The following is a 23,802-nucleotide window of genomic DNA, read 5'->3' on the forward strand; positions in this document are numbered from 1 at the left end:
GTCTAGCCCTCGTAAAACGAGCTAAAGAGTAAAATTTCATCATTTTCCTCGTTATTTTTGCCATCTTTTATAAGACTTGCCAAAACACCGGCAAAATACGGAGCAAAGCTAAGCTCATTTAGTCCATAAGCTTGGCTATAGATCAAGTTACTATATATGTTATCGCGTCCAAGAGCCGGCTTATCGTTTGAGCTAAGAAGCACGTAGTTTGCCCTAAAACTAGGCTCTTTTAGCTCGCTTATACCAAGATGTATCTTTAGCTCATTTAAAAATGCATTAATCTTTTCAGTTTTAACAAGCGTATCGATAGCACCGACTTGTAAATTTGTAATAATCGTAACGCCATTTTTAGTTGGATAAATTTTGGCAAATAGATCATTTAAAATGATTGGTTTTTTAGGGATTTGCCCTTCATTCAGACTAAGATCAATAGTATAAAATTTAGCCAAAATCGCATTTAAGCTCGTGCCTAGTTTATTTGAAAGTTCTAAATTTTTTGAAGCGATCACAAAGCTATCAGCCTCATATTCGCCGTTATTGCCGGTAGCTTTTTGCACTATTTGCCCTTGCGTTTTTAGCTCATAAATTTCATCATTTATAAATTTTACCCCAAGAGAATTTAGCTCATTTATCAAAGCTTTTTTTAGCTCATTTGTATCAATACTTGCGTTGTTGGCTAAATTTATAGCGCCTTTTATGTTTTTATTTATTAGCCCAAAATTTGCAAGCTCTTTATCTATACTTAAAATCTCTTGCTCGCTATGGGCAACCTTTGTCTCATTAAGCTTTTTTTTAAAGCTTTCGTCATTGCTAAAAAGTAGATAAACGCCGCTCTCATCGAAATTTATCTGCGGATATTTGTTGCTTAAATCTCTTAAAATTTCAAAGCTTTTCTTGCCAAATTTTGAAAACAAAATTTGCATCTTTTTGTCGTGAGCTTTGGTTGATTTAAGTGTAAAATTTGTCATCCAAGCTCTAAAATTTTCATTTAAGCAAATACTTATATCAAGCTCACTTTTTTTGCTAACTAGCCCCATAAACGAGCTAGATATTGCTCCATCTTTTGCAAGAGCGTGTGTGCCAAAGGGTACTAAAATTCCATTTGTAAAATCATCTTTTTGGCTGCTAATAATTAAAATTTCTTCACCTTTTTTAGCTAATTCGTAAGCCGTAAATAACGCACTAAAACTATCTCCAATAATCGCTACTTTGCCCATAATAACCCTTTGTTTTAAATTAATCTTGTAATGATAATATAAATTCAAATTTAAAGCAAAATGGTGTAAAATCAACCATTTTTAAAGAAAATGGAAATTTATCAAATGATAGAAAAATTAAAAGTTATTGCTGAACTTATCGTTTTTAAGCATTCTGTTTTTGCTCTGCCTTTTATTTTTGTTGCGATGATAGTTGCTAGTAAGATAGAAAGTGGCTCGGCTTGGTTTGGCTTAAAACTGCTTATCTTAGGTACTTTTTGCGCTGTTAGTGCTAGAAATTTTGCTATGGCTTTTAATAGATATAAAGATGAAGATATCGATAAGCTAAATCCGCGAACTGCAAGCCGCCCAAGCGTTGATGGTCGTATCGGCAGGAGCAATATGCAGCTTTTCATCGTGGCAAATGCGTTTATTTTTATTGTATGCGCTTATTTTATAAATTCGCTCGCATTTTGGCTAAGTTTTCCTATTTTAGCTGTTCTTGGTGGATATTCGCTATTTAAACGCTTTAGCGAGCTAGCACACCTGGTGCTTGGTCTTAGCCTAGGTCTTGCTCCTATCGCTGGTGTGGTCGCAGTGAGTGCTGCTATACCGCTTTGGAGCGTGTTACTTTGCCTTGGTGTGACATTTTGGGTAGCTGGATTTGACTTGCTTTACTCGCTTCAAGATATGAAATTTGATAAAGAAAATAAGCTCTTTAGCATACCAGCTATTTATGGCGACAAGGCTACGCTTTTTTTATCGGCCATTTTTCACGCTTTAGCTTTTATATTTTGGCTACTTTTTGCTTGGGCAGCTGGACTTGGAGCGATGGCATTTTTTGGAATTTTAGTAAGTGGCGTTATTTTATTTTTTGAGCATAGGATCGTAAGACGCGATTTTAGCAAGATAGATAGAGCATTTTTTACGTTAAATGGCTATTTGGGAATTTTATTTTTTATCTTTGTTTGGATTAGCGTATTATGAGCGAGATTAAGCTGTTTAAAGCACCTCTTGATATGGAATTTGAGTCCGATAAAGATGGGAGTGAGAAATTTAAAAGAGAGTTTGACTCTATCTTGCCGGGCGAAGAGGACGCGCTTGGCGCTTGGCTAAAACGAGCTAAATCACGTGGCGAAACCAAAGAGAGCGATCAAGTTTTATTAACTTTACTAATTGAGCTTCACAGAAAAGTCGATGTTCTGAGTGATTACATTAAAAACGAACATAAGCAATATTTGCCACTAAAAGAGAGGACGAGTATCGAAGAAATCGGCTTTACATATATAAAAATAAGCGAAGAAAAATTTATAAAAGATGAAATTTACTACGCAAGGATTGCTATGCCTATCTTTCCAAAGAGAAATTTGAGTCTTTATTTAAGAGCTGTTAGTGAAAACTTAGCAAAGATAGAAAATATGCACGAAGAGGATGAATCCGACTGGAACGCTTACGTAACAGCTAGAGAGCGTGTAATGATAAGAGAAATGAGAGCGAATTCGTAAAGGAAAAATATGGAAATTTATATTTTTTTAGGCTTTGGTATCGTTTTGGCGATAATAGTAGCTTTAATGTTGATAAAAGATAGTGAGGCAAATAAAAAATTTGCGAGATTTGAGCGAGCGATAGAAAGCGTTATGCAAGAAAATTTCAATCTAAAAAAGCAAATTTCAATGCTTGAGGGTGAGGCGTTTAAAAATAGTGAACAATATGAGCCACTTAAAAAACAGATAAAAGAAAATATTGATTTGCAAATAAATGAGAAGATTGTGCCAATAATTCGTGCGATTAAGAGCATCGAGCGAGTAATTGATGATTTTGCAACAGAGCAAAAAGATAGGATAGTTAGTCTTGAAGAGCGAACAAGAGATATTAATAAAATCGCACCAAGCGTCATCAATGAAGAAGAGCAAATTTTAAAAATGTTTAAAGACGGAAAAAGTGCAGCGATGATCGCAAAGGACCTTCATGTTGGAATGGGACGAGTCGAGTTTGTGCTTAAATTTCATAAATTAGCCTAAATTTAGAGGCTAATTTTAAAAAGACTAATCTACTCTTAGACTACAAAAATTGGCTTAAATTTTTATTTTGATTTAAATCTTTTAACATATAATTGAAAAAATTATAAAAAGCTCTAACCAAGCTTAAGAAGGTGCTTTATGCTAATCGATAAATATGGTCGGGTTGTTGATTATTTAAGGATTTCTGTAACTCAGCGTTGCAACTTTAGGTGTAGGTATTGTATGCCTACAACGCCATTTAGCTGGACGCCAAGAGAGAATTTATTAACCTTTGAGGAGCTATTTTTATTTGTAAAAGTGGCTATTGATGAAGGCATAAAAAAGATAAGAATCACTGGTGGTGAACCGCTTGTACGTAAAGATTTAGACGTTTTTATAAAGATGATAAGTGATTATAATCCAGACATCGATCTAGCACTTACTACAAATGGCTATATGCTTTCGCACTTTGCCAAAAGGCTAAAAGACGCTGGACTAAAGCGCATAAATATGTCGCTTGATACGCTAAATGAGCAAAAGGCTAAATTTATCGCACAAAAAAGTGTCTTGCACGAAGTTTTAGCTGGCTTTGAAGCAGCTCATGATGCTGGATTAAAGGTAAAAATCAATACTGTCGCACTAAAAGGTGTAAATGATGATGAGCTTATAAATTTGCTCGAGTTTGCTAAATTTAGAGATTCTCAGATCAGATTTATTGAGTATATGGAAAATTCACACGCTAAAGATGATCTAAAAGGGCTAAGTAGCGATGAAATTTTAAAAATCATCTCACAAAAATATAATGTCACGAAAGATGGAAAACTGCCAAATGCGCCTGCGTCTATTTATAGGCTTGATGATGGTTATAAATTTGGCATCATAGATCCACACAAGCACGACTTTTGCGAGAGTTGTAACCGCATCAGACTAAGTGCCGAGGGACTTTTGATACCTTGCCTTTACTTTGAAGAGGCTCTTAGCATCAAAAAAGCGGTTGAAAAAGGTGATATCGTAGCTGCAAGTGAAATTTTAAGGCAAGTGCTAGCCAATAAGCCAAAAGAGAACAAATGGGCAATAGGTGCTAGCAATGAAACCTCTTCGCGTGCCTTTTATCAAACTGGTGGTTGATGAGCAAAGAGCTAGAGCTAGTTGAGGCGTTTTTAAGTATTCAAGGCGAGGGAGCTTACCAAGGCAGGCTCGCCATATTTTTACGCTTTTTAGGTTGCAACCTAAACTGTTCTGGCTTTGGCGTGCAAACAAAGTCTTTAAAAACCGGTGAAAGCCTACTAGGATGCGATAGTATAAGGGCTGTTTTTAAAGGGCATTTTGATCACAAAACATACAACGCAGATGAAATTTTAAGCTTAGTTGATGGGCTTTGCAAAGGCCTAAAGCAAAAACCTATCATTGTTTTAACAGGCGGCGAACCACTCATTTGGCACAAAAATGAAAATTTTATAAATTTGGTAAAAAATTTGCTTGTAGACTACGAGGTGCATTTTGAGACAAATGGCACTATCTTTGTTGATTTTGATAAATTTGCAATTTATAGAAATTGCCATTTTGCACTCGGTGTAAAGCTAGCAAATAGTGGAATTAACGAGCAAAAACGCATAAATTTAGATGCCATTTTGGCTATTAAAAATAATGCAAAAAGCAGCTTTTTAAAATTTGTGCTATCTTGTTGCGACGATAGTGAGCTACATGAGATTATGAATATAAAAAACAAAGTGAATTTGCCAGTTTGGTGCATGGCGATGGGTGCAGATAGAGCAGGGCTTAGTAAAAATGCTTTAAAGACGGCAGAATTTGCCATAAAGTATGGGTTTAACTATTCGGAACGCATTCACATTAGGCTTTGGAGTGATAAAGAGGGTGTTTGATGATTATTAGAAAGCTTTTTAGATTTGAAAATGCACATATTGTGAGATTTTGTAGCTCAAAACGTTGCAGGACTAGCATCCACGGACACAGCTATGTGGCTGAAATTTTACTTAGTTCAAATTTTCTTGATAACGCCGGCATGGTTTATGATTTTGGTTTAATGAAGCAAAACATAAAAACGATCATTGATAGTTTTGATCACGCTACGACAATATTTTCAGGCGATAATGATGAGTATAAAAATGATCTAAAAAAGCACTCGGCAAGATGGATCGAGATCCCGCTAAATCCAAGTGCAGAGCAGTTTTGCCGCATATTTTTTGTTATGATAGAGCGACTGCTTGAACTTAGCGTGATGAATAACGGTGAGCGTGAAGTGAAGCTTCATAGCATTATCGTGCATGAGACTGATACTGGCTATGCACAGTGCTTTAAAGAGGACGCCGTAAATTCGCAAATGGGCGAGATAAAGCTAGATGAGATAAAATTTTCAGATGCTATCATAGAAGAGTGGGAAGATAAAAATTTATTCGAGAAAATGAAAAATAGATTAAAAATAGAAATTCCAAAGGACGTTTGATGAAAAAAATTATAACTTCTTTTTTATTTATAGCTGGTCTATTTGCGGGTTGTGGAGATAAAGATGAGGCTAAAAATGATATTAGCGAGCCAGTGCCGAGTGACGTGACCATAGCCCAACCAGACGCAAATGTCACAATCGATGAACAACTTCCACCTGAGCCAGTCGTCGAAGAGAACGAGCCTTCTAAAGATAAGAAATGAACGAACATCTCTCCTCGCTTTTTGCATACACTTTGCCTTTTCATGTGATATTTTTTTATGCACTAGTTGCCTGTAATATACTTTATTTAATACTTACTCAGTTTAGCAGCAATAGTAAAAATTATGTGCTTCGTATAAGATATTTTTTACCGATTTATCATATGCTACTTAGTTTTCTTGTGCTAACCGGACTTATTTTATGGGCATATTATGGATATGAGTTTAAATTTAATGCCATAAAAATGTTAATTATCTTAATAACTTTAATCGCACTTAGTGCCATAGGTTTTAAAAGATTAAAAATTTATGCAGCTAATGGCGACTTAGAAAAATTTAAAAAATTCGCCCTTATTAAGGGTTTTTGTGATCTTATTTTAGTCTTAGTTGCAGGGATTTAGATGAAATTTTTATATGATAAAAATGCAGGTAATGAAAACTTAAAGATAGTAAATGAAGCTTTTTTGCACCTAAAAGCTAGAAGAATGCAAGCTGGTGAGCGAATAAGTGTTAGAAATTTACGAGACTTTAAAGAGTATATTTATGAAATTGATGAGATTGATAGGCGAAGTGCGAGCTTAAGCCTTATTTTTGCCAGCTCAAATGGTGAGCAAAAATTCGACTTTACGATCGCTTGGGCTATCGTCGATCCAAAGACGGTCGAAAAGACATTGCCATTTTTAAACGAACTTGGCGTTGGTAAAATAGCTTTTGTCTATACTAAATTTTCTCAAGCAAATTTTAAGATAGATATTGAAAGGCTAAACTACATAAATGCTCTCTCTTGCGAGCAGTGCGGACGAACTTCACTAATGAAGTTTGAAATTTATAAAAATTTGGACGAGCTAATGAGTGTTTATAAAAATGTCTCAGCTATAAATTTTGGTGGTAAAAGCTTAAATGAAAAAAAAGATGACGAGCTTTTAATAATCGGTCCAGAGGGTGGATTTAGCGAGGATGAGACAGCTAAATTTAAAAATAGCTACTGCCTAAATACTAAAAACATTTTAAGATCACAGACCGCGGTTATCTCAGTGGCTGCAAAATTCCTGGCTTAATTTATTTGATTTTTAGATTTCTTTTTATATAATCAGCAACTTTTAATGTAGATAATTAGCCCAAAAATAATAAAGGAAAAATGATGAAAAAAGATATCCATCCAGAATACGTAGATTGCACTGTAACTTGTGCTTGCGGAAACACTTTTAAAACAAAGTCAAACAAAAGCGAAATCAGAATTGACATTTGTGACAAGTGCCACCCATTTTTCACAGGCAGCGAAAAGATAGTTGACAGTGCTGGCCGTGTTGAGAAATTTAAGAAAAAATACGCTCAAAAATAAGCCTTGCTCTACTTTATTCCTACTCCAATAGGAAATTTAGAAGATATCTCGCTTCGTGCGATTAGAATTTTGCGTGAATGCGAGATAGCTATCTGCGAAGATACAAGAGTCTGCAAAAGTCTTATAAACTTGCTAAATGAACGCTTTGACGCAAATATAAATATCTCAAATTTTATCCCGCTTCATACTCATAACGAAGATGACTTTTTCACAAATTTAAGTGATAATTTTTTTAGCAGAAATGTAGCCTACATGAGCGATGCTGGTATGCCAGGTATCAGCGATCCAGGTGTTAGCCTAGTAAGATATGCTCAAAAAAATAACATTGAATATGAAATTTTAAGTGGAGCAAATGCTGCACTTTTAAGTGTAGTTGCAAGCGGACTTTGCGATAAGGAATTTGTCTTTTTAGGCTTTTTGCCAAATACTGGCAGAGATAGGTCTTTGGCTATACAAAATGCTTTAAATTTAGCCTATCCAGCCGTGATCTATGAAAGCCCAAAACGTATATTAAGCTTGGTGCAAAGCATCGCAAATTTAGAACCTGAGAGAGAAATTTTTGCTATAAAAGAGGCCACCAAAAAATTTGAGACTAAATTTAAGGATAGAGCCAAAAATTTAGTCCAAATTTTAGAAAAAGCAAATTTAAGTGGAGAGTGGACAGTCGTCATCTCAAAAAGTGACAAAACAGCCACTCAAAATATCACAAAAGATGAGATACTTTCGCTTGATCTTGCTCCAAAAGTAAAAGCAAAATTGCTTAATAAAATAACTGGAGAAGATGTAAAAAAGATATATGATGAGCTTACGAAAGCTTAAATTATAGGCTACAAAACTACTAGTGACACTAAAACGAAAGTGTAAAATTTACTCTAGTTACATACAAAAATAAGTTAAATTTTAATTGACTTTAGCTACCATAAGTTACCATGATAATATACGGAAAACAACTATTTTTACATATTTTGAACAAGCGACCACAGATATTAGAAGAGATATATCTCTCAAAAGAGTGTGACAAAAAACTCTTCTCTAAAATTTGTGGCACAGGCAAAAAGATCATTCGCGTGGATAATCAAAAAGCACAGTCTTTAGCTCGCGGTGGAAACCATCAAGGTTTTTTAGCAAATGTTAGTGAGTTTGAATTTTCAGACATTGCTGAGCTTAAAAAGCTAAATTTTATCGCCATTCTTTACGGTATAAGCGATGTTGGCAATATCGGTGCTATTGCTAGAAGTGCCTATGCTCTAGGCTGCGAAGGCCTTGTGATAGTGGCAAAAAGTATAAATATGCAAGGCGTTTTAAGATCAAGTAGTGGCGCTGCCTATGAGATACCAATAGCGATTTTTGAAGACGGACTTAGTTTATTAAATGAACTAAAGCAATTTGGTTTTAAAATTTATGCAACAGCAAGTGATGGCAAAAACGTAAAAGAGATGAAGTTTGCTGGTAAAAGAGCTTTGGTGATGGGCTCAGAGGGCGAAGGCATACCGCAAAAGGCTCTAGCGAAGTGTGATGAGTGTATTGGTATAAAGTTAAAAGAGGGCTGGGACTCCTTAAATGTAAGTGCAGCTTTTGCAATAATTTGTGACAGGATGATAGATGAATGAGATTGAAAATTTAAAAGAGATAGGTATAAAGGAAATTTCACGTAAAACGCATATTGAGCCTACATTTTTACAATATATTTTTGATAAAAATTTTGAAAAATTATCACGTTTAAATATTAGAGGCTATGCCAAAATTTTACAACGTGAATATGATGTTGATTTGAGCGAGTTGCTAGCTGAATATGATGCCTTTATGCAAGAAAATACTCCAGATGAGAGTCACAAAACTAAAGTTACTCCAAAAATTTCTTCTTACACTCCAAAAGATATTACCATACAAAAACAAAGCGGTAGTGGCGGTGCTGGATTTTTATTTTGGCTCATCATTTTAGCTATTATCGCTGGTGGGGCATATCATTTTGATGCTTACAAATATATCGAGAATTTTTTATCATTTTTAAATGATGAGAATAAAAGCGTGAGCTATTCGCAGTCAAGCATAGTAAATGAGGTGAAGAAAAATATCATCGATACAAATATCACCATCTCTCAAAATAGCCCTAAAATAGAGGCAAACGCATCAAACTTGAAAATTTCAGCTCCAGTTGAGCAAAATGTGACAACAAGTCCTGCAAACATGGAGCAAAATGCTGTGAAGCCAAGCATGGCAGCTCAGCCAGCTCCTAAGATAGAGCAAAACATTACAAAGCCACTAAATGAGGCGGTTATTACACCAAAACAACGTGTCTGGATAGGGATAATTAATCTTGAAAATGGTCAAAAAGTATCAAACGACACAAGTAAAAGCATAAATATAAATTTAGACCAAAGACAGCTTGTGGTTTGTGGAAATGGCAACATTGAGCTAAAGATCGGCGATAAGGTGACAAAATACAATCCAAGCCGTCCAGCTAGATTTTTAGTAGAAAATGGAGAGATGAAATTTGTGAGCTATGATGAGTTTGTAGAACTTAACAAGGGCAAATCTTGGTAAGAAAAATAGCGATTTTCACCGCTTTTAGTGTATTTGCCTATGCTTTTAGCTTACAAACTAGTGCAAGTGCTTTAAGCAATGTTGAAAATGTGCAAATTTCTTTAGAAAATTTAGACCAAAATGGCTCACTCAATGTCAATGAGCTAGTATCAAGATTAAAACAAAACTCAAGTTACGATAGCATTTCATTTGGCTCAAATAGTTTGAATTTAAAATTTATAAGCGAGCAAAAGGTTCCTTCTACATTATTTGTAAAATCAATAAATTCAACTCTGGATGATGCCAACATAAGTATTTCAAGGATAAATTCTTTAAAAAATGGAGATCAAATTTCTTATGGAATTTCAGCCATAAAAAATGGTGGAATAGATCCAAGTTTATTAAGCTTAGCACTTAGTCAAAGCGGTTTTAGAATTTTAGGATTTGATAGGGTTGATGGGAATTTAGAGATATTTTTAGATGCTCAGAATATGATCCTTAAGGCTACAAAGGTAAATTTTGACGAAGAGACTCCACTTTTAAAAAGCGGTGGTACTTATTTTGTTGATGTTGAGGGTGCAAGTAGTCTGGATATCGCGTCAAAAGAGTCAAATAGATGGATGCCACTTGTTAGAATTTATGATAAAAATTTAAATCAGATTGACTCTATAAAAGAGGAGCAAGCAAAAACCGCCGTTTCTATAAATTTAGCAATAGGCGCAAAATACGCATTAATTAGCGACAATGTTGATATAAATAATATAAAAAATGAGATAATTATCAAGCTTATAAAATAGGAGTAAGCAGTGTTTGATGAGATAAGATTTAATACAATTGAGCGTTTGCCAAACTACGTTTTTGCCGAAGTAAATGCAATAAAAATGGCTGCACGAAGAGCTGGCGAGGACATCATCGACTTTTCTATGGGTAATCCTGAGGGCAGAACGCCACAGCACATTGTCGATAAACTATGTGAAAGCGCACAAAAGGACAAGACTCACGGCTACTCAGCCAGTGCTGGAATTTACAAGCTCCGCCTTGCTATTTGCAACTGGTATAAGAGAAAATACGGCGTAAATTTAGACCCAGATACCGAAGCAGTCGCCACGATGGGTAGTAAAGAGGGTTTTGTTCACCTAGCTCAAGCCGTGATAAACCCAGGCGATGTGGCTATCGTGCCTGATCCTGCTTATCCAATACACACGCAAGCGTTTTTATTTGCTGGCGGAAGTGTCGCAAAGATGCCACTTCACTATAATGATAAATTTGAGTTAGATGAAAATAAATTTTTTGAAAATTTGATCCAAACTATACACGCTAGCTCACCAAAGCCAAAATATGTAGTCGTAAATTTTCCTCACAATCCAACGACTGTGACTGTGCAAAAGAGCTTTTACGAGCGCCTTGTAAGCATCGCAAAACAAGAGAGATTTTACGTCATATCTGACATCGCCTACGCTGATCTTACCTTTGATGGCTACAAAACGCCAAGCATCTTTGAGGTCGATGGCGCAAAAGATGTCGCAGTCGAGTGCTATACTCTTTCAAAAAGCTATAATATGGCTGGCTGGAGAGTTGGCTTTATGTGTGGAAATAGAAGACTTTGTGCAGCACTTAAAAAGATAAAATCGTGGGTTGATTACGGTATGTTTACGCCGATCCAGGTGGCTGCCACAGTTGCACTTGATGGCGATCAAAGCTGTGTTGAAGAGATACGCCAAATTTATGAAAAAAGAAGAGATGTGATGATAGAGGCCTTTGTCCAGGCTGGCTGGGAGCTTAAAAAGCCAAGTTCTAGTATGTTTATCTGGGCGAAACTACCACCAAAAGTTAGTCATCTGGGCAGCCTTGAGTTTTCAAAGCAGCTTCTTACAAAGGCATCAGTCGCAGTTAGTCCGGGTATTGGTTTTGGCGAGGGCGGAAACGACTATGTGCGTCTAGCTCTTATCGAAAATGAAAATAGAATAAGACAAGCAGCAAGAAATATAAAAAAATATTTGAAAGAATTTGAATGAATGTAGCGATATTGGGCGTTGGAACCGTTGGCGAGTCAGTTGCTAAAATTTTACTAAAAAATAAAAAGCTAATCGCAGCAAGAAGTGGCGAGGAGATAGTGCCAGTCGTTGGAGTGGTCAGAAATTTAAATAAAAAAAGAGATGCTGGTATCCCTTTAACTAACGATATAAATAGCGTTATAAACCGCGATGATATCGACGTTTTTGTCGAACTTATGGGTGGTGTGGAAGAGCCTTTTAGAGTGGTGAGCGAAATTTTAAAACGCAAAAAAGCAGTCGTCACTGCAAACAAAGCACTTCTTGCCTATCACAGATATGCTTTGCAAAATTTAGCCAAAAATATACCATTTGGCTTTGAAGCAAGCGTGGCTGGGGGCGTGCCGATCATTAGAGCTTTAAGGGAAGGCTTAAGCGCAAATCACATCGTTAGTATAAATGGCATACTTAACGGAACTAGTAACTTTATCCTAACCTCGATGATGGATGAGGGTTCAAATTTTAAAGACGCTCTTAAAAAGGCTCAAGAGCTAGGATACGCTGAGGCTGATCCTACTTTTGATGTGGGAGGCTTTGATACGGCTCATAAGCTTCTTATACTGGCAAGCATCGCATACGGTGTGCATGGCGATCCAGAGGATATCTTGATCGAAGGGATTCAAGGCATCACGCCAGAAGACATATTTTTCGCAAAAGATTTCGAATACTCAATAAAACTTCTAGCAATTGCCAAAAAAAGCGAGGGTAAAATCGAGCTACGCGTACATCCAGCACTTGTACCGCAAAATAAAATGATAGCAAAGGCAAGTGGTGTGACAAATGCGATCAGTGTCGTTGGCGAGGTCGTTGGCGAGACGATGTACTATGGACCTGGAGCTGGTGGCGATGCAACGGCAAGCGCGGTGATCAGCGATCTTATCGACATCGCAAGAGATAGCAAATCGCCAATGCTTGGATATAAAGCACCTTTTGAATTAAATACGCTTGAGCTACTTGACCGCGACAGGATAAAGACGAAGTACTACTTTAGGTTAAAAGTCGAGGATAAAATGGGTGTGCTAGCAAAGATTACAAATTTAATGAGCGAAAATAACTTATCGATTGATAGCATACTTCAAAAACCAAAAGATGAGAGCGAATTTGCGGTATTGTTTTTTACGACACATACGAGTCTTGAGGCTGATGTAAGAAGAACAATTGAAATTTTAAAAGAGCAAGAGTATATAAAAGAAGAGCCATTTATGATGAGGATCGAGGAGTAGCTTGGGGTTAAAAGAGCATCTCTTTGGCAAAAGCTCAGAAGATAGGGCGTGTGAATTTTTACAAAAGCTTAGTTTTGTCATTTTAGAGAGAAATTTTCACTCTAAATTTGGTGAGATCGACATTATCGCACTAAGTAGAGATAAAATTTTGCACTTTATAGAGGTAAAAGCAACTAACGGAGAATATGAAGCAGAATATAGACTAAATAAGGCAAAATATATAAAAATTTTAAAAACTATAAATTTTTATATGATGAAAAATGAGCCAAATAGAGATTTTCAAGTCGATTTACTCGTCATAAAAAATGAAAAATTAGAACTGATAGAAAATATTAGTTTATAATAAAATTTATTATTTAGATAAAATTTAAATTTAATTTGTATAATTGCCACATTTTAAAAATAAGGAGAAAAAATGGGAAAATACATCGAACTTACAAAAGAAAATTTTGATGTTACAAAAGAAGGCGTTGCTTTAGTAGACTTTTGGGCTCCATGGTGCGGACCTTGCCGTATGCTAGCTCCAGTGATCGAAGAGCTTGCTGAAGACTTTGATGGCAAAGCAAAAATTTGCAAGGTAAATACTGACGAAGTGCAAGATCTTGCAGTTGAGTTTGGCATCAGATCGATCCCAACATTGCTATTTTTCAAAAATGGCGAGCTAGTTGAGCAAATGGTCGGTGCACAGTCAAAACAAGCCTTAACTGACAAACTAAATTCGCTTCTTTAATGAGCGAAAAAAGAAGAGGAAGCCTACTTCCTCTTACATATATATTTGGTTCATTTTTTGGTGCAGCTATGATAGCAGCTGCATTTGCGTATAGCAACTATCGTTTTTCACAATATAAATTTGTTGATTTTGCGAAGCTAGTTTTTTACGAAAAAAGCGAAATTTTCACTCCAAAAGAGCCAAAATACACGCTTTTAATCTTCAGCTCAAATCAATCAAAATTAAACGAAATTTTACCAATCAAAAATGAAACAGTTGTGGCAATCGATATCTTTCAAAAAAGATATGAGTCAAACTCAACACTAAAATATATAAGCTCGGATATTAATACGGTCTTGGAGCTGATGCAAAATTTGAGCATTACAAAGCTTCCAAGTAGTGTTGAGATAGTTCATCAAAGGGGCGAAATTTACAAACAAAATTCGCCCATAAATGTTTTAGAATAAAGGAAATTTATGCTTGATTTAGCGATCATCGGAGGCGGTCCAGCAGGACTAAGCGCCGGACTTTACGCCACTAGAGGCGGACTAAAAGATGTTGTAATGTTTGAAAAAGGCGAGCCTGGCGGTCAGATCACCTCTAGCTCAGAGATAGAAAACTACCCAGGCCAAAAAGCCCCTGGCGAGAGCGGTTTTGACTTTATGAGCACTTGGTGGAAGCAGTGTAGTGCATTTGGACTAGTTCATAAGTGGGCAAACGTCGTTGGTGTTAGAAAAAACAGCGACAGTAGCTTTGAAATTTTACTTGAGGGCGGTAAGAGCGAGCAGGCAAAGGCTGTCATCGTAGCAACTGGCTCAACTCCAAGACGTGCTGGCTTTAAGGGCGAGGATGAGTTCTTTGGCAAAGGTGTTAGCACATGCGCAACATGCGATGGATTTTTTTACAAAAATAAAGAGGTAGCTGTTCTTGGCGGTGGCGACACAGCCGTTGAAGAGGCACTTTATCTAGCGAATATCTGCTCAAAAGTCTATCTAATCCATAGACGTGAAGAGTTTAGAGCGGCGCCAACTACGGTTGAAAAAGCTAGAAAAAATGAAAAGATCGAGTTTATAACAAGTGCGACGATAAAAGAGGCACTTGGCGATAAAATGGGCCTAACAAAGATCGTACTTGATACCAAAAATGGCGAGCGTGTGCTTGATGTGCCAGGAATTTTTACATTTGTCGGACTAAATGTAAATAACGAAATTTTAAAAGATGAAAATGGCAAATTTATCTGCGAGATGGTTGATGGTGGACAGGTTAAGACAAACCTTAAGATGCAAACTAGCCTAAAAGGGCTCTTTGTAGCGGGCGACATAAGAGAGGACGCTCCAAAGCAAGTCATCGTAGCTGCAGGTGATGGCGCAGTGGCTGCACTTAGCGCTATGAGTTATATAGAAAGCTTGCATTAATACTCAAATTTAGCCAATTTTTTGGCTAAATTTTTCTTCTTTTTTTCTATCAAATTTTTGATTTTATACGTATTTTTAAAGCCTATTTGTAATCTATCTATAATAAATTTTATGTTAAATTTCACCAAAAATCAAAGGATAAATTTTGGTAAAAATAGGCCTTTATGGTGCTAGTGGAAAGATGGCTCAAAGTATCATTTCTTGTTTAAAAGATGAGAAAGATGCCACTTTAAGCATCGCTTTTAGCCAAAAAAATGAGGTTGAAAATTTAAGTAGCGATCTTTTGACAAATGACTTTGCTAAATTTTTTGAAGCGTGTGATGTAATAATCGACTTTAGCCAAAAAGAGGCTACGGTAGCACTGCTAAACTACGCTAGAACTAATCCAAAACCACTAGTTATCGGTACAACCGGCTTAGATGATGACGAGAAAAATTTGCTCCACCTGGCATCAGGGGCTATGCCTATTCTTTATGCAACAAATATGAGTCTTGGTGTGGCTGTTCTAAACCGCCTTGCAAGGATTGCTTCAAAAACATTAAGAGAATTTGACATAGAGATCGTAGAGCAACACCACAGGCACAAAAAAGATGCTCCAAGTGGCACTGCGATGACACTTGCAGGAAGTGTAGCTGAGGCAAGAGATTTAAATTTAAAAGATGTTTTAGTAACTGGTAGAGCCGGTATGGTAGGGGCTAGGAGCAAAGACGAGATCGCAGTCATGGCACTTCGTGGTGGAGATGTGGTAGGTCGCCACACGGTTGGCTTTTATAATGACGGTGAGTTTATAGAGCTAAATCACACCGCAACGAGTAGGGCAACCTTTTCAAAAGGTGCGATCAGGGCTGCTATTTGGCTAAAAGATCAAAATAGTGGCCTTTACTCGATAGATGATAGTTTAGGGCTTGATGATTAAATTTGTGCTTGATGATGTAGAGAACTACAAGCTAGAATTTGGTGATAAATTCTACATGCCAGAGCATGAAAAGCGCCAAAATTTAAGAACTGGTGATATAGTAAAGCTTATATTTAGATTTGAAGATGATGAGTTTGCTCAGGTTGAGCGCATGTGGGTGGTCATTAACGAGACAAATAACGGCTAATTTACCGGCATTTTAGACAATGAACTATTTCAAAAGGCTGTTTAAATGCTGGCGATGAGATCAAGTTTAACTACAAAAATGTTCTTGAAATTTACAAAGATGATGAAAACTAAAGGAAAAAAATGTGTGCAATAGTTGGTATTATAAATTCTAAAGATGCAGCAAAGACTGCCTATTATGCGTTATTTTCTATGCAGCATCGCGGCCAAGAGGCGAGTGGCATTAGTGTTTGTGATGACGGAGAAATTTCTACGCACAAGGGTAATGGCCTAGTTACAGAGGTCTTTAATGAAGAAATTTTAAGATCACTAAAAGGTGATATGGCGATCGGTCACAACCGCTATGCAACGGCTGGTAAAAACTCAGGTCGTGACGCCCAGCCAATAGCCGCTAATTACTCTTTGGGGCAGATTTCGATAGTCCATAATGGAAATTTGGTAAATAAAGATGAGGTTAGAGATGAGCTTATTAAGGATGGTGCGATATTCCAGACAAATATGGATACTGAAAATATCATCCATCTAATCGCAAGAAACCATAGCGAACACTTGCAGGACCGTATTATTGCAGCACTTGATAAGATAAAAGGTGCTTATTGTCTGCTTATCCAGTCACGCCATAAAACCTTTGCCATAAGAGATCGCTGGGGTGTTAGGCCACTAAGCCTTGGCAAGCTAAAAGATGGTGGATATATCGTAGCTAGTGAGACTTGTGCTTTTGATCTTGTGGGGGCTAGCTTTATAAGAGATATCAGGCCTGGTGAGATGATAGTCTTTGAACATGGAAAAAGTGAGTTTCAAAGCATTCAAATTTATGAGCCAGATCCTAGAATATGCGCATTTGAATATATCTATTTTGCTCGCCCAGATAGCGTGATAGAAGGTAAAAGCGTCTATGAAGTTAGAAAAAAAATGGGTGAAGTACTAGCTAAAAAGAGCAAAATTAAAGCAGATTTCGTCGTACCTGTACCAGATAGCGGAGTACCAGCAGCGCTTGGGTACGCAAATGAGAGCAAAATCCCATTTGAGCTAGCTATCACTAGAAACCACTATGTGGGTAGAACCTTCATCGAGCCAAGCCAAGAGATGAGAAATTTAAAAGTTAAGCTAAAACTTAACCCTATGTCATCGGTTCTAAAGGGTAAAAGTATCGTTGTTATCGATGATAGTATCGTTCGCGGTACTACTTCAAAAAAGGTGGTTGATCTTTTAAGACATGCGGGCGCTAAAGAGATTCATTTTAGAGTCGCATGCCCTGAGCTTAAATACCCTGAGCGATACGGTATCGATACGCCAAGCTTTGAAGAGTTAATAAGCTCTAAAAAAAACGCAGAGGAAGTAAAAGAATATATCGGCGCAGATAGCTTAGAATTTTTAAGTATAGACGAACTTAAAGAAAGTATCGGCAATGAGCGAAGATATTCGCTTGTAAGCTTTGATGGTGACTATTTCATAAAGTGAAAAATTTAGCAATTTTTTTGCTTGTTGCACTATTTTTTAGTGGTTGCTCACAAAAGAATCCAAGCAAAAAAGACGAAATTTCTATTTACGTAAGCTACTATGAGATAAATGGCACAAAACAGCAGCTACAAATAAAAACCGTTCAAAATTTTGTAGAACAAAATGCTAGTGTGCCATTTTTTGGTGTAGTAAATTTTTTAGCAGAAGATAAGATTTTAAATGCTTATTCGCTTGCAAAGGGTACTATAAACGTACTTGAGGTAAATAATAGCTCTATAAATTTAAATAAATCAAGTGATATACTAGCTTTAAAAAAAGCTAATGAGATAAAATTTTATGAGATAAGGCCTGATGTACTTGAGAGCGTTAAATTTAGCTCACAAAATAGTGTTTGTGGCGATTTTTTGTTACAAAAGCCAGTGCATGTAAATGTAGCAACAAACTACTATTTAAGAGATGATAGCTTTTTTGCAAGCTTAATAGAGGCAAATTTCTTTTATAAAAAAGGTGCAAAGATCCTAAAAAAAGAGTTTGTTTATAATATAGCCGAGACTAAAATCCTTGAAGAAGCAAAAGAATTTACACAAAAAATAAAGCAACTTTTCTTAAATGACTTACAAAAATTGGGTAGGCTACTTGACATACTTTGTACTTTTTAAAACTTTAACTTAAAAAATCGTGTTTATTGCAGATGCTAAAAAGATAAAATTTACTCTAAAATCAAACTAAGACTTAACGTTTTATCCTATGAAATTTGTAAAAATTTGCTTTAAATTTGACTTAGTAGCAATTTAGTTTTGTGATATTCATGCCATTTTTAAAATAAGGCGGATATGGCATATATACGGTAAATGGTGTGCTTTTTTGCTTTGGTAAATTTTTGGCTACATCAAATTTATATTCAACTGTATTTGGCCTCTCGTCCTTATCTGTACCAAGAACCCATGAGAAAAATGAAAGCCCACTTGGCTTAAAAAATGCTTCCCCACCAAGGTCATTTTTATTTAGCGGTTGATTGATTAGTTTGACTGTCAGCGTGCAGTTGCTAATTGTAAATTTACCGATATTTCTCACTTGCCCCTTAAAAACAATACTCTCATTTCGCAAAATTCGCTCACTTTTTACATTTTCGAGCATACCTTTTTTTGTATATTTATCAAGCACTAGCATCAAAAAAACAGCAAGTGTGGTTGAGACTAGAATGTTTGTAAAAAATAGTGATAAAAATAACTTTCGCTCAGCTCTAAGTGAGAGAACAAGAAATAAAATGGAAAGCAGAGCAATCGCAAAAAGAACGATAATATGAACGATCGTAAAATATGCTGAGCTCATCAAAAACACTCCACTTTTTTAGAGATATTGTAGTCTATAAATGCGAAATCATTGATAAAATCTTTAACCTCAATGCTTTGCTTTGGCAAAAATTCCTCGTTTAAGATGATTCTTTTTCTAGCAAATGGATTAAGTGAGTTAAAAAAATCTTTCATATTTTGCCTTGAGCTTAGATAGAAGTCAAGCTCGATTTTACAGATACTAAGTGCATTATTTGAATTATTTGTAATATTAAAATCAACCATTAGTGCATCAACATATTGAAGCTGCTTGGTGGTTATTTTGCTTATGCTAACTGGTCTTAAATTTTCATTTATATATTTGTTTACGTAGTAATTACCTACAAAAAGTCCGAAAAAAGCAGCCAAAATAAATAAAAATCCTATCTGCCACCACGACTTTATCGCGATAAAAATTCCTAAAAGCACAATTAGTATAAATGCTAAAAATATCCAGCCATAGGTTAGAAAATCAATGAGCTTTGCATTTTGCAATACAAAAAGCAAGTTGTGCTTAATGCTATTTAACATCTCGCGATCTTTTCTCTTCAATGCCGCTCATGCCAAAACGCCTGGCAAGTTCGTTTTTTACAGCATCTGGATGGATATTATGGGCTGAAAGTGCTACAAGTGCATGAAAGCAAAGGTCGGCTGCTTCATAGATCAGATCATCTTTTGCTTTTTGCTCATTTTGCTTTGAGTTTTCTGCGAAACTAAGATCCTTTGCGGCCATTATAAATTCGCCAGCCTCTTCGCCAACTTTCTTTAAAATTTGATTTTCACCTTTTTTAAAAAGACTTGCCACATATGAAGTTTCAGGGTTAGCATTTAGCTTTCTATCTTCTATCACATGGTAAAGCTCATCAAGCACACCATAATTTATTTTTTTGACTTCAACTTTTGTATCTAAAATTTTGCTGTCATGTAAATTTATTTCATTAAAAAAGCACGACCTTGCTCCAGTGTGACAAGCAGCGCCTCCGTTTTGAATCACTTTTAAAAGCAAAGTATCGTTGTCGCAGTCCAAAAAAGCAGCTTTTATCTCCTGAGTATTACCACTTTCTTCGCCTTTTTTCCAAATTCTATTTTTGGTGCGTGAAAAGTAGTGAGCGTAACGGCTAGATAGACTTAAATTTAATGCTTCTTCATTCATGTAGGCAAGCATTAAAACTTCATTTGTGGCATGATCGCAAACCACTACCGGAAGCAATCCACCAACTTTTTTCCAGTCTATACTTTTTGTTACGCTATTCATTTTTATCTCTCGCTTACTGAGCTAGCTCTTGCTTTATCTTTTGCGTCTAGCCAGATATTTGGCACAGCTCCGCCAGGTGTTAAGAAAATTTTAGCATCTTTGTTTTCTTTTAGAGCTTCGTTAAATTTGTTTTGCGTCTCGATTTGCTTTAAATTTAGTAGATTTTGATCTACGCTTTTTGCAACCTCTTTGTTTGCATATGCGGTTGCATCAGCCTCGATTTTAATGGCATCAGCCTTACCTTTTGCTTCAATGATAGCAGCTTTAGCGGTACCTTCTGCAAGTGCGGCTTGTTTTAAGGCTTCTTGATTTGCTCTTTCTACTTCGTATTTTGTTCTTTCAGCTTCTTGTTTTGCGATCTGAACACGCTCAATCTGCTCTTTTACCTTTGAAGGCAAGATGATCTCACGAAGCTGGACTGTTAAAAGCTCAACTGGCTTATTTGGCTGAGAGTCGATGTCTTTTCTTATGCCATCATCGATTTGTCTTGCTAGATCGTTTCTCTTTGTTGGAAGCTCTTCTGCTGTATATTTACCAGCGATACTGCGAACCACGTCACGAACGACAGGATCAACTATCTTGCTCTCCCAGCTAAGACCCCAAGAGGCAATAGTTTGAGGGGCATTTTCTGGATTTAAACGGTATTGCACAGTAATATCAATGCTAACTGGTAAATTCCTAGCATCAAGTACTGAAATAGAATTTTTACGTAAAATTCCAGCGCCAACGCCTTGATATGATTTTTGCATTGATTCGCCCATATCCTCGCCAGAAGTATAGTTTATGATCCTAACTCTGGTGTCCACGATGATGATATCTTGGATAAAAGGTAAAAAGAAGTGAAAGCCTGGTTGTAAAGGATTTGGCTCATATTTACCTGCTGTAGACTTTATGCCAACTTCACCTGAGTGAATCACTTTAAATGGCTGTGTGATAGCAAAAATAGCAATAATTGCAATTACAATGTAGGCAAGTGCTCCAAATTTACCAAAACCACTTGGTAGATTTGGTATTTTAAAATCCTTTTTAAAAGGTGGCTCTTTGTCACTATTTTGACCTGAGCCTCTGTTGTCATTACCTGGCTTTTTTTTATTGAAATAATCGTTTAAATCAGCGGGCATTTCGTTCCTTTAAATTTTTAAATATATGTTAAAAATGATTCATACTTTTTGTTTAGACCATAAACTACGTCAAAATAAGCTTTTTGTAGTCTCTTTGTCACTTCACCTCTAGCTCCGTTACCAATGATGCGGTTATCTATGCTATTTATCGGTGTTACTTCAGCTGCAGTACCTGTGAAAAATGCCTCGTCAGCTGTGTAGGCCTGATCTCTTGTGATGCGCTCTCTTCTTACTTCGATGTCAAGATCGTGAGCAAGTCTTATGACTGTATCTTGAGTGATGCTAAGTAGGCTGTTGTCATTTGGTGGAGTGATTAAAACGCCATTTTCAACGATAAAGAAGCACTCGCCAGGACCCTCAGCCACAAAGCCCTCACTATCAAGAAGTAGTGCCTCGTCGTATCCAGCCTCTTTTGCCTCGTAGTTTGCCATTTGTGAGCTTAAATAGTTTGAGCTAGCTTTTGCTCTGTTCATTTGAGCAGCAGGTGCGAGTTTGGCAAAGCTTGAAATTTTAACTCTGATGCCTTTTTCTAGGCCTTCATCGCCAAGATAAGCACCCCATTCCCATGAAGCGATAGCAGTTTGCACCGGTGCTTTTGTGTGAGCTACACCCATTACGCCGTATCCTAAAAATATAAGTGGGCGGATATAAACATTGCCATTATATTTATTTGCACGAAGAAGCTCTATTTGTGCTTTTTCAAGCTCTTCCTCAGTGTAAGGTACATTTAAAACAGTCATTTTCGCTGATCTTAAAAGCCTTTTTGTGTGATCTTGAAGTCTAAAAATAGCTAGACCTTTTTTTGTTTTATAAGCTCTTGTGCCTTCAAATACGGCATTAGCATAGTGTAAAGAGTGAGTTAGAACGTGTACTTTTGCATCGTCCCATTTAACTAATTTTCCATCCATCCAGATAAATTCTGAAGCATTCATTGTTAAACCTTTCTTTTTTCTTAGAAATTTTGGTCTGAGTTTATCTAAAATTGCTTTAAATTTACATTTCTAATACCAAAATTTGCAGATATTACCCGCCAAAACTACTTATCTAAAAGCTCTTGTATGATCTTTGCCATCTCGTCGATTGATGAAGCTGCGCTTAAATTTATTAGGTATTTGCCGCTTACTACAAAAGCTGGCACACCGCTAATACTTGCAACATCATAAGAGGCAAACCATGCGTCTAAAAGCTCTTTTGCTCGGTCGCTATTTAGTGCTTTTTCGTAGTCGTCCTTGCTCACGTGAGCTGCTTTAAGGGCTAAATTTATAAATCTCTCTTTGTCTTTGCCATCATTAAAATCATCTTTTTCATCATGTCTTGCTTTATAGATCGCAAATTTTGCTTGCTTAAATTTTGACTCATCGCTTAGTAGATCAGTGCCATTTGCCTCATCTATCGATATAAGAGCGGCAAAAATTTTACTCGCGGTCTCGCCAAGCTTGCCTTTTGTGCTTAGGTGATATGGGATAAATTTCACATCTTCAAGCTTTGACATCAGCTTTTTTGTAATCGTTCGGTCAAATTTATAGCAGTGTGGGCAGTCGTAGCTAAAGACCTTAACGACCGAGTTTTTAGGCACATTAAGCGGTTTTACTAGAGTTTGATACTCCACACCTTCAGTTAGTGCTGATAAATTTAGCGCAAAAAACGCACTTAAAATTAGCATTTTTATAAGCTTCATCTTTGCTCCTTATTTTACAAGATCAGCTAGCACTTTTGCGGCGTGGTCTTTGGCTTTTACGCTTTTATAAATTTTAACTATCTTGCCGTCTTTGTCGATCACAAATGTGCTTCTTGCGATACCAAGATACTCTTTGCCATAGTTTTTCTTAACTTGCCAAACGCCATAAAGCTTTGAAATTTCTTTATCCTCATCACTTAATAGAATGTGCTTTAAATTTTGCTTTGCTATAAAGCCAACGTGAGACTTCACACTATCTGGGCTAACGCCGATTATAACTGTATCGTTTTTGATAAACTGATCGTAGTTTGCGCTAAATTCGCAAGCCTCAGTTGTGCAGCCTGGAGTGTTATCTTTTGGATAGAAGTAAAGCACTACATTTTTGCCTATAAAGTCCTTTAGTGCGACCTTTACGCCATCTTGATTTAGTGCTTCAAACTCTGGCGCTTTGTCGCCAACTTCAAGCGTTATCTTTCTCTCCATATCTTCGCTCATTTCATCCCCTTTCTCTTATCTTCTACGCTTTCGCCACCTACGCTGATGTTGCTAGCATCGTGAGTTTCTATGAAAATCATCACCGCCTCTTTTTTCTTGCCAAGCACTCTTACAAGCGTCTCAGTCACCTCTTTAAAAACTTGATCTTTTTGTTCTTTTGTCGGCTCTGGGCCTGCTATTTTGATATTAACATAAGGCATTGTTGCTCCTTTTTAAGATGTAAAATATTAGCCAAA

General features: G+C 36.5%; 33 protein-coding genes. 24 read left to right on the forward strand and 9 right to left on the reverse strand.

All coding sequences use genetic code 11. From position 1 onward, the window contains the following. Positions 1–2: 2 nt before the first annotated feature. Complete coding sequence (locus CVS84_RS00050) at positions 3–1,217, reverse strand: FAD-dependent oxidoreductase (RefSeq protein ID WP_107690675.1); 1,215 nt, start codon at positions 1,215–1,217, stop codon at positions 3–5. 105 nt (positions 1,218–1,322) lie between these two features. Between CVS84_RS00050 and mqnP the strand changes: the two genes are divergently transcribed. The 24 genes from mqnP to CVS84_RS00170 all read left to right on the forward strand — a co-directional run bounded on the left by mqnP (position 1,323) and on the right by CVS84_RS00170 (position 18,345). Beyond that, on the forward strand, positions 1,323–2,183 hold the full coding sequence (mqnP, locus tag CVS84_RS00055; RefSeq protein WP_107690676.1) for a menaquinone biosynthesis prenyltransferase MqnP: 861 nt from the start codon (positions 1,323–1,325) through the stop codon (positions 2,181–2,183). Further along, positions 2,180–2,701, forward strand: coding sequence for a hypothetical protein (locus tag CVS84_RS00060; RefSeq protein WP_107690677.1), 522 nt, complete (start codon positions 2,180–2,182; stop codon positions 2,699–2,701). Before mqnP ends, CVS84_RS00060 begins: the two co-directional genes overlap by 4 nt. Positions 2,702–2,710: 9 nt before the next feature. Continuing rightward, positions 2,711–3,217 (forward strand): DUF6115 domain-containing protein, encoded by a 507-nt coding sequence (locus tag CVS84_RS00065; protein WP_107690678.1) that lies wholly within the window; start codon positions 2,711–2,713, stop codon positions 3,215–3,217. A gap of 138 nt (positions 3,218–3,355) precedes the next feature. Then, positions 3,356–4,324: a GTP 3',8-cyclase MoaA gene (gene moaA, locus CVS84_RS00070; protein WP_072593973.1), complete on the forward strand. Its 969-nt coding sequence runs from the start codon at positions 3,356–3,358 to the stop codon at positions 4,322–4,324. After that, positions 4,324–5,079: a 7-carboxy-7-deazaguanine synthase QueE gene (locus CVS84_RS00075; RefSeq protein WP_107690679.1), complete on the forward strand. Its 756-nt coding sequence runs from the start codon at positions 4,324–4,326 to the stop codon at positions 5,077–5,079. The genes moaA and CVS84_RS00075 overlap by 1 nt, the downstream gene beginning before the upstream one ends. Then, complete coding sequence (locus tag CVS84_RS00080) at positions 5,079–5,660, forward strand: 6-pyruvoyl trahydropterin synthase family protein (RefSeq protein WP_107690970.1); 582 nt, start codon at positions 5,079–5,081, stop codon at positions 5,658–5,660. Before CVS84_RS00075 ends, CVS84_RS00080 begins: the two co-directional genes overlap by 1 nt. After that, complete coding sequence (locus CVS84_RS00085) at positions 5,660–5,863, forward strand: hypothetical protein (RefSeq protein ID WP_087576526.1); 204 nt, start codon at positions 5,660–5,662, stop codon at positions 5,861–5,863. Before CVS84_RS00080 ends, CVS84_RS00085 begins: the two co-directional genes overlap by 1 nt. Beyond that, positions 5,860–6,261: a hypothetical protein gene (locus tag CVS84_RS00090; protein WP_107690680.1), complete on the forward strand. Its 402-nt coding sequence runs from the start codon at positions 5,860–5,862 to the stop codon at positions 6,259–6,261. Before CVS84_RS00085 ends, CVS84_RS00090 begins: the two co-directional genes overlap by 4 nt. Continuing rightward, positions 6,262–6,918: a 16S rRNA (uracil(1498)-N(3))-methyltransferase gene (locus CVS84_RS00095; protein WP_107690681.1), complete on the forward strand. Its 657-nt coding sequence runs from the start codon at positions 6,262–6,264 to the stop codon at positions 6,916–6,918. A gap of 83 nt (positions 6,919–7,001) precedes the next feature. Continuing rightward, positions 7,002–7,202 (forward strand): 50S ribosomal protein L31, encoded by a 201-nt coding sequence (gene rpmE, locus CVS84_RS00100; RefSeq protein ID WP_002942443.1) that lies wholly within the window; start codon positions 7,002–7,004, stop codon positions 7,200–7,202. A 3-nt stretch (positions 7,203–7,205) separates the two neighbouring features. Further along, positions 7,206–8,021 carry a 16S rRNA (cytidine(1402)-2'-O)-methyltransferase gene (gene rsmI, locus CVS84_RS00105; RefSeq protein ID WP_107690682.1) on the forward strand — a complete coding sequence of 272 codons (816 nt, stop codon included), beginning with the start codon at positions 7,206–7,208 and terminating at the stop codon, positions 8,019–8,021. 110 nt (positions 8,022–8,131) lie between these two features. After that, complete coding sequence (rlmB, locus tag CVS84_RS00110) at positions 8,132–8,812, forward strand: 23S rRNA (guanosine(2251)-2'-O)-methyltransferase RlmB (RefSeq protein ID WP_107690683.1); 681 nt, start codon at positions 8,132–8,134, stop codon at positions 8,810–8,812. After that, complete coding sequence (locus CVS84_RS00115; protein ID WP_107690684.1) at positions 8,805–9,746, forward strand: phosphatidylglycerophosphate synthase; 942 nt, start codon at positions 8,805–8,807, stop codon at positions 9,744–9,746. The genes rlmB and CVS84_RS00115 overlap by 8 nt, the downstream gene beginning before the upstream one ends. Then, a complete protein-coding gene (locus tag CVS84_RS00120) occupies positions 9,740–10,522 on the forward strand; it encodes a hypothetical protein (protein ID WP_107690685.1) in 783 nt (260 codons plus the stop codon). Before CVS84_RS00115 ends, CVS84_RS00120 begins: the two co-directional genes overlap by 7 nt. 9 nt (positions 10,523–10,531) lie before the next feature. Next, a complete protein-coding gene (locus tag CVS84_RS00125; RefSeq protein ID WP_107690686.1) occupies positions 10,532–11,740 on the forward strand; it encodes an LL-diaminopimelate aminotransferase in 1,209 nt (402 codons plus the stop codon). After that, a complete protein-coding gene (locus CVS84_RS00130; protein ID WP_107690687.1) occupies positions 11,737–12,999 on the forward strand; it encodes a homoserine dehydrogenase in 1,263 nt (420 codons plus the stop codon). The genes CVS84_RS00125 and CVS84_RS00130 overlap by 4 nt, the downstream gene beginning before the upstream one ends. Position 13,000: 1 nt before the next feature. Next, entirely contained in the window at positions 13,001–13,342 is a 342-nt protein-coding gene (locus CVS84_RS00135; protein WP_107690688.1) for a YraN family protein, read from the forward strand. A 72-nt stretch (positions 13,343–13,414) separates the two neighbouring features. Further along, a complete protein-coding gene (trxA, locus tag CVS84_RS00140) occupies positions 13,415–13,729 on the forward strand; it encodes a thioredoxin (RefSeq protein WP_012001054.1) in 315 nt (104 codons plus the stop codon). Next, the gene (locus CVS84_RS00145; protein WP_107690689.1) at positions 13,729–14,175 is read left to right on the forward strand and encodes a hypothetical protein; all 447 of its coding nucleotides are present in this window, start codon (positions 13,729–13,731) and stop codon (positions 14,173–14,175) included. Before trxA ends, CVS84_RS00145 begins: the two co-directional genes overlap by 1 nt. Positions 14,176–14,184: 9 nt before the next feature. Continuing rightward, complete coding sequence (locus CVS84_RS00150; RefSeq protein WP_107690690.1) at positions 14,185–15,123, forward strand: NAD(P)/FAD-dependent oxidoreductase; 939 nt, start codon at positions 14,185–14,187, stop codon at positions 15,121–15,123. 145 nt (positions 15,124–15,268) lie between these two features. Beyond that, positions 15,269–16,039 (forward strand): 4-hydroxy-tetrahydrodipicolinate reductase, encoded by a 771-nt coding sequence (dapB, locus tag CVS84_RS00155; protein ID WP_107690691.1) that lies wholly within the window; start codon positions 15,269–15,271, stop codon positions 16,037–16,039. Next, positions 16,032–16,226, forward strand: coding sequence for a hypothetical protein (locus CVS84_RS00160; RefSeq protein ID WP_107690692.1), 195 nt, complete (start codon positions 16,032–16,034; stop codon positions 16,224–16,226). The genes dapB and CVS84_RS00160 overlap by 8 nt, the downstream gene beginning before the upstream one ends. Positions 16,227–16,348: 122 nt before the next feature. Continuing rightward, on the forward strand, positions 16,349–17,686 hold the full coding sequence (purF, locus tag CVS84_RS00165; RefSeq protein WP_107690693.1) for an amidophosphoribosyltransferase: 1,338 nt from the start codon (positions 16,349–16,351) through the stop codon (positions 17,684–17,686). Then, positions 17,683–18,345: a hypothetical protein gene (locus tag CVS84_RS00170; protein ID WP_107690694.1), complete on the forward strand. Its 663-nt coding sequence runs from the start codon at positions 17,683–17,685 to the stop codon at positions 18,343–18,345. Before purF ends, CVS84_RS00170 begins: the two co-directional genes overlap by 4 nt. 121 nt (positions 18,346–18,466) lie before the next feature. Here the strand turns inward: CVS84_RS00170 and CVS84_RS00175 are convergent, their stop codons facing one another. The 8 genes from CVS84_RS00175 to CVS84_RS00210 form a co-directional block, all read right to left on the reverse strand. After that, positions 18,467–19,018: a DUF2393 family protein gene (locus CVS84_RS00175; RefSeq protein WP_021090969.1), complete on the reverse strand. Its 552-nt coding sequence runs from the start codon at positions 19,016–19,018 to the stop codon at positions 18,467–18,469. Continuing rightward, positions 19,018–19,548 carry a DUF2393 family protein gene (locus tag CVS84_RS00180; protein WP_107690695.1) on the reverse strand — a complete coding sequence of 177 codons (531 nt, stop codon included), beginning with the start codon at positions 19,546–19,548 and terminating at the stop codon, positions 19,018–19,020. The genes CVS84_RS00175 and CVS84_RS00180 overlap by 1 nt, the downstream gene beginning before the upstream one ends. Next, complete coding sequence (hisIE, locus tag CVS84_RS00185) at positions 19,538–20,272, reverse strand: bifunctional phosphoribosyl-AMP cyclohydrolase/phosphoribosyl-ATP diphosphatase HisIE (protein ID WP_107690696.1); 735 nt, start codon at positions 20,270–20,272, stop codon at positions 19,538–19,540. Before hisIE ends, CVS84_RS00180 begins: the two co-directional genes overlap by 11 nt. 2 nt (positions 20,273–20,274) lie before the next feature. After that, positions 20,275–21,393: a prohibitin family protein gene (locus tag CVS84_RS00190; protein WP_107690697.1), complete on the reverse strand. Its 1,119-nt coding sequence runs from the start codon at positions 21,391–21,393 to the stop codon at positions 20,275–20,277. Positions 21,394–21,410: 17 nt separating this feature from the next. Next, positions 21,411–22,325, reverse strand: a complete 915-nt coding sequence (locus CVS84_RS00195) for a branched-chain amino acid transaminase (protein WP_054196075.1) — start codon at positions 22,323–22,325, stop codon at positions 21,411–21,413. Positions 22,326–22,429: 104 nt separating this feature from the next. Further along, positions 22,430–23,071 (reverse strand): thiol:disulfide interchange protein DsbA/DsbL, encoded by a 642-nt coding sequence (locus CVS84_RS00200; RefSeq protein WP_107690698.1) that lies wholly within the window; start codon positions 23,069–23,071, stop codon positions 22,430–22,432. A 9-nt stretch (positions 23,072–23,080) separates the two neighbouring features. Continuing rightward, a complete protein-coding gene (bcp, locus tag CVS84_RS00205; RefSeq protein ID WP_107690699.1) occupies positions 23,081–23,566 on the reverse strand; it encodes a thioredoxin-dependent thiol peroxidase in 486 nt (161 codons plus the stop codon). Next, on the reverse strand, positions 23,563–23,766 hold the full coding sequence (locus CVS84_RS00210) for a tautomerase family protein (protein ID WP_107690700.1): 204 nt from the start codon (positions 23,764–23,766) through the stop codon (positions 23,563–23,565). The genes bcp and CVS84_RS00210 overlap by 4 nt, the downstream gene beginning before the upstream one ends. Positions 23,767–23,802: the final 36 nt, after the last annotated feature.

This window comes from Campylobacter concisus (genome assembly GCF_003048575.1).
Taxonomy (GTDB): domain Bacteria; phylum Campylobacterota; class Campylobacteria; order Campylobacterales; family Campylobacteraceae; genus Campylobacter_A; species Campylobacter_A concisus_U.